The organism is Carboxylicivirga sp., assembly GCF_982718395.1.
The window spans coordinates 1-5,123 of the sequence record NZ_CEXQWX010000261.1 but is presented as its reverse complement, the minus strand read 5'-3'; the positions used below and the strand labels follow the sequence as shown (position 1 = coordinate 5,123).

The window sequence follows — 5,123 nt, the reverse complement described above, 5'->3', positions numbered from 1 at the left end:
CTTGTCGGTTAATTCATTATCGAGCTTTTGAATTTTAAAGTAATCATTCAACCAATTACGCCATTGTGGAAGAAATACATAGCAATCATGGCTGAAGTCCACTTTCTTTAACAAGTTTGCATACACATCTGGGGCAATAAAAGAATCTTTATTAGCTAATCTATATTGTAATTTTAGCATTGTTTCAGCCATCTCAACATGGTATGATTCAATTTGCCTTAAACGTTCATTCGGTATATTTGCGATCTGTTTTTTATATGCTGCATAATGCTTATCGACCTTCGAACAATAGTCATCGAACTTTAACTTGCTATGGGTTCGTACAAAACCTTTGAGGACATTTTGATTATAAAGGCCATTTAATGCATTCATATGTGGATGAGAAGTAGAAACAACCCCTTCCTCGTTTTTCTGTACGGTCACATTCATACCCGGGCGCAAATACAACATTAGTTTACTATTAAGCAGATAATACCCTTCTTTGATCGAATCCGACATAAATAACGCATTACCATTAGCATCTATAGTTCCATTTAAGTATGGCGTTATTTGGCGGGACCAAGTATCCCAACTGGCATCTAATAACATAAAGAACTTTTCCCCTGATAGGTTCCCTTTCAATGTTAAAGGTCTAATTTCCTGCTTATCCTGTCCATCAATACTGCTAAGATTAAGGCATAGTAATAAGCCTATGAATACTACTCTACAATAGTTCATACATTAAATTTAAAAGATTATGGTAATGTTTGATTGTGTAAGAAAACAGAACCTGCAATACTAGTTAGGTTGTTCCTTTATAACTGAAATTAAAAACTCACAGATGGTCTTTATCACTTGTTTTTATTGAGTGACCCCCTGATGGATAAACACATCCATTAAAAGGTCACTCTATTTTAGCTATCGGTATTATAAATCTTCAATACCCGTAAACGCGAAATCAGATTTCCAGAACTGCCTTTCAGGAGAATACTTAATAATCCATCGAATTCGTGCGGCCTGATCCTTTGTTATACATTGGTGTAAACCTTGAGGAGCATCCATGATATTCTCAGCTAAAAACTCATAGCCAAAACCATTTATTTGCTTATACATCGTACTGTTGCGATTCATATTGTATTTATAAGGTATTCTACCATAATATGAATCATACCAAGAGACATAAGTTAAGAATGTATCGTCACAATAATCATTTGTGCCGGTCCATGACCAACCTGCCGAATATGGTTTCTTGTGATTCGGTAACAATCCGAAATAAATACCTACATAATACATCCAATCATTATGCTTTGAATTATAAGAAAGAGGTCGTGTATTCACAAAATCCTGTAGACGAATTTTCAAACCTTTTCGTTTGGCCCCCATATACAAATTAGTTTCATTTTGGGTCAATTTTAAACCCTGAGGTAAGGTAGATAAATCTGCATCTGTATATTTGGACATCGGATAACACTCTTCACTTACTTTATCTCCAAAGTCCTCATACTCTGAACTGGAAATTAACCAAATCTGAAAATATTTGTCCACAGGCCAATTAATATTATTCCCATTCTCAGGAAAATAATAATCATCTTTTTTCTCTTCATCAACATTATCAACCAGATCTCGAATAAACCATTCAAACGATCTTTCTCCGTAACCTATTATATTATGCTTATCAATCAATCGGTTAATTCCTGGTTCGATCAAGAGTTTACCATCAGGATCATATTTAGCAGCCTCAAAACGAATTTTAGTATCAACACCATTCGCATTCTTGCTGGCAATACCGCTAAATACATTGTTTAAACGTTTAATAGCTTGTTCAATTCTATCTGAGCGAAGTTTCATGCCTTTTGCTTCAATGTCAGCTTGTGTTTGCAAAACATGAAATACCACAGGGATCACGATTTCTTCATACGCATCTTCAGCTAACGGTTCTCTAACCTTGAACGCGACGGTGTCACTTTCGATATCAGTACCTTTAATGCGAGCCCAAACCTTAAGTTCTTCTCCAACTAAATCCTGATTATTAGTTGTAAAAAAACGTTTGGTCTCCACACCTGATTTTTCGTAATACTCAATCCATTCATTTGGGATTCGATCATTTATAGCAACAATCGAATCAACCGTTTTATAAACTATAGGTTTTAACTCCAACTCAGCTCTTCCGTCCGCAATTACCTGAAAATGATTTGGTATCAAGCTAATTCCGGTAATAGAATCTATATCTATTGTATTATTATCGTAGTAAGTAATATCCTCAGGCGTACATGAAAATAATAAAAGGATGAGTCCTAGTATTGCTCCTTTATTTATTAATATAGTTTTCATATTCTTATGCTAGATTATTTCGTTTATTCTACATTCATTATATCTTCCCATCCAGGATTTTGAACGATTTTAGATTCCTCGTCTTCAAATTCAAGAATTGGAATTGGCCATGTATAGCGGAAATCATCTTCTTCTAAAACAATTTCATATCCTAATATAGCTCCTCTATCAAAACGATATCCCAGACGTTTCATTTCTAACCATCTAACATCACATTCATGAAAGAACTCTAATCGACGTTCCATCAAAATATCATTCAAAAGATCATCGCGTGAGCTTGGCGTGTTAGCAATATCATAGTCAGTATATCTTTTTTCTTTGAAACTATTTAACACATCCCATCCCTCGCTAATCTTATTCTGACGCACTAATGCTTCCGCAAGAATTAAAATATTATCAGCTAAACGATAAGGAACATAAATACTTCCTTGTTTCTTATGGGTTGCGGTATGCAAATTATATTTATCATTAGCAATTAAACCTGTAGGCAACTCTAAGAAATAAAGATCTCGACGCATATCATTCGATTTATATAAATTATATACACCTAATGGAGCTTTGGAATCAATAAGACTACCACCTCTATATCGATTGGATGTAAAGTCTCCTAACGCATTAGAAGTTTTAACAATGCGTAATGTAAATTGACTATTATCATAAACTTTATAGCCGTCATCACCCATATCAAACATTTTTTCTTTTTATTCTGGACTATTACTCAGAACTCTATTCCCAATTGCCAATCTGGCATATTTTTCGGCATTTGCCCAATCATCAGATTCCTGAGCACCTGACATCGCTTTAAAAAAATAAATATTGGCCAATAAACAATGAATAAACTCCTCATTATAAATAACATTCCAGTCTGTTGATGGAGTTTCCTCCAGTAGATCTAATGCTTCACGAATATCACTAAATACTTGTTTGTATGACTCGCTTTGCGTTGACCTTTCAATGTTAGCATTAATCGGATCTTCATAATCATCTGTATTTAAAACAATACCTAATTCATTATTTTTATATGGAGCATAAAACTGTATCAGATTATAATAGGCCCAGGCCCTCCAAAGCAAAGCCTCTCCTTTTACATAGTTTCGCGTGTGATAATTATCTTCAGCAGAAATTTCAATATTATCCTCTACTTCACCAATGTTATCGATTATATAGTTAAGATAGCCACTGAATTTATAATTGTTCTCCCATTTCTGAATATTCTTATCCATCCAATTCAGGCTGGTGTATACATTGGGTTTGAATTCACCCGTTTCCGGATCGGCTATGTAATTTTCTACAAAATTACATTCGCCACAATAGATGGTTAATCTATTTGCAGAATTGAAATTAAAGATAGATTCTATAGCCCCTGCACCCCCCATAGTCTGATCATTAAGAAACCTCATATAGCCAGCAAGTATGGCTTTATGATCAGAAGGAGTTTTTACAATCCGCTTATTACGTGGTTTAACGTCGAGAAAATCAGAACATGACTGACTTCCCAGCCCAAACACTACTAGCGATAACAATAATATTATTTTCGTTTTCATACTTTTCAATTTTTAAAATCCCAAGGATAATCGTACGGTACATTTTTTAGGAGTAGGGTATGCAAATGCATTACGGGTTACCACATCAACTCCTTTATATTTTGTAAATGTAACCAGGTTGTTTGCATTCACTGTCAGACTCATATTTTGGAAACCACACCATTTTGCTGTTTTTTGCGGCAGCATATAACTAAGTGAGATTGATTGCAGTCTCAAGTAATCCCCCTTTTGATAATCAAACGAGGTATGTAAACTTGAAAAATTATCTTTACCGGTAACGAAGCTATAGATATTCGTTTCATCTCCTATATTTCTCCAGCGATAAAGAAATTCCTTTTCTCTGTTAGTATTCGAAACCTGCAAGTCAGAAGATGCTCCATCAGTATTATTTCCACTACCAGTTTTTGGTGCATTTTTACGATCATCAAACTGACGCACAATATGTCCTAGTTTATAAGACCAATAGGTAGTTAATGACAATTTTTTATAACGGATATTGGTTGAAAAACCACCAATATATTTTGGATTAGAACGCCCGAGATATTTCATTGAGCTTCTTAATACCTTTTTCATAGGCGCCCACAAACCCATTTCAGATGTTAGACTATTAGAATACAAAAGTCGCTCAACAACCACAGCATCAGGTATACCATCTAACTGAGGTGCCCATCCTTCACGAATAGCCTGTTCTTGGGCTTTATCAGTAAAAGTCTCCCACATATCCAGTACTTCGGCATAAGCTCTCTTACCTTCTTCTGAAAGGTATATCATTGGATTACCTGTGGTTGGATCAACACCCGCATAATCCCATCCATATATTGAACCGGTTTCCTCTCCCATCACGTTGATTACTCCACCATATTGTGTTCGATAATCAGGGGCATGTTGTATGTCAGTGATTCCATTTATGGATTTATGAATAATGTTTTTATTCATAGCAACGTTAGCCGTGGTGCTAAAGCTGAAGTTCTTCCTATGTATCCAACGAACGGTTGCAGAAAACTCCAACCCTTCATTGGTAACCTCTCCACCGTTGTACCTGGTTGTCCCTCGGCCGGTAGAGGTTGGTACATTCAGGTTTGTTAACAAGTCTGTTGTTCTATTAAAATAGTAATTTGAACTAAAATTCAGAGCATTATCTAAAACTCCAAAATTAAAACCCGCATTAAAAGAGGATTTTTTCTCCCATTTCACGGAACGATTTGGGAAAGTAAATCCCTCTGCAATTCGTTCATCCATATAACGGGTACTACTCATTGACAATGTTGA

Annotated in this window: 5 protein-coding genes; all 5 read right to left on the bottom strand. The window is 35.3% G+C overall.

Features of this window, described 5'->3' with window-relative positions; genetic code table 11:
- Positions 1-717, bottom strand: a 717-nt coding sequence (locus tag AC4MRQ_RS24820; RefSeq protein WP_491200427.1) for a hypothetical protein, incomplete at its 3' end; no start/stop codon positions are given.
- Between the two features lie 189 nt (positions 718-906).
- Positions 907-2,310, bottom strand: coding sequence for a hypothetical protein (locus tag AC4MRQ_RS24815; protein ID WP_491200426.1), 1,404 nt, complete (start codon positions 2,308-2,310; stop codon positions 907-909).
- Positions 2,311-2,333: 23 nt separating this feature from the next.
- The gene (locus tag AC4MRQ_RS24810; RefSeq protein WP_491200425.1) at positions 2,334-2,993 is read right to left on the bottom strand and encodes a RagB/SusD family nutrient uptake outer membrane protein; all 660 of its coding nucleotides are present in this window, start codon (positions 2,991-2,993) and stop codon (positions 2,334-2,336) included.
- Between the two features lie 18 nt (positions 2,994-3,011).
- A complete protein-coding gene (locus AC4MRQ_RS24805) occupies positions 3,012-3,854 on the bottom strand; it encodes a RagB/SusD family nutrient uptake outer membrane protein (protein ID WP_491200424.1) in 843 nt (280 codons plus the stop codon).
- A 12-nt stretch (positions 3,855-3,866) separates the two neighbouring features.
- Positions 3,867-5,123: TonB-dependent receptor domain-containing protein (locus tag AC4MRQ_RS24800; RefSeq protein ID WP_491200423.1), on the bottom strand; the 1,257-nt coding region annotated here is incomplete at its 5' end.

Bases quoted from the DNA above. Each gene is read 5' to 3' on its own strand.
- AC4MRQ_RS24815 (WP_491200426.1), bottom strand. From the start codon at position 2,310: ATGAAAACTATATTAATAAATAAAGGAGCAATACTAGGACTCATCCTT.
- AC4MRQ_RS24810 (WP_491200425.1), bottom strand. From the start codon at position 2,993: ATGGGTGATGACGGCTATAAAGTTTATGATAATAGTCAATTTACATTA.
- AC4MRQ_RS24805 (WP_491200424.1), bottom strand. From the start codon at position 3,854: ATGAAAACGAAAATAATATTATTGTTATCGCTAGTAGTGTTTGGGCTG.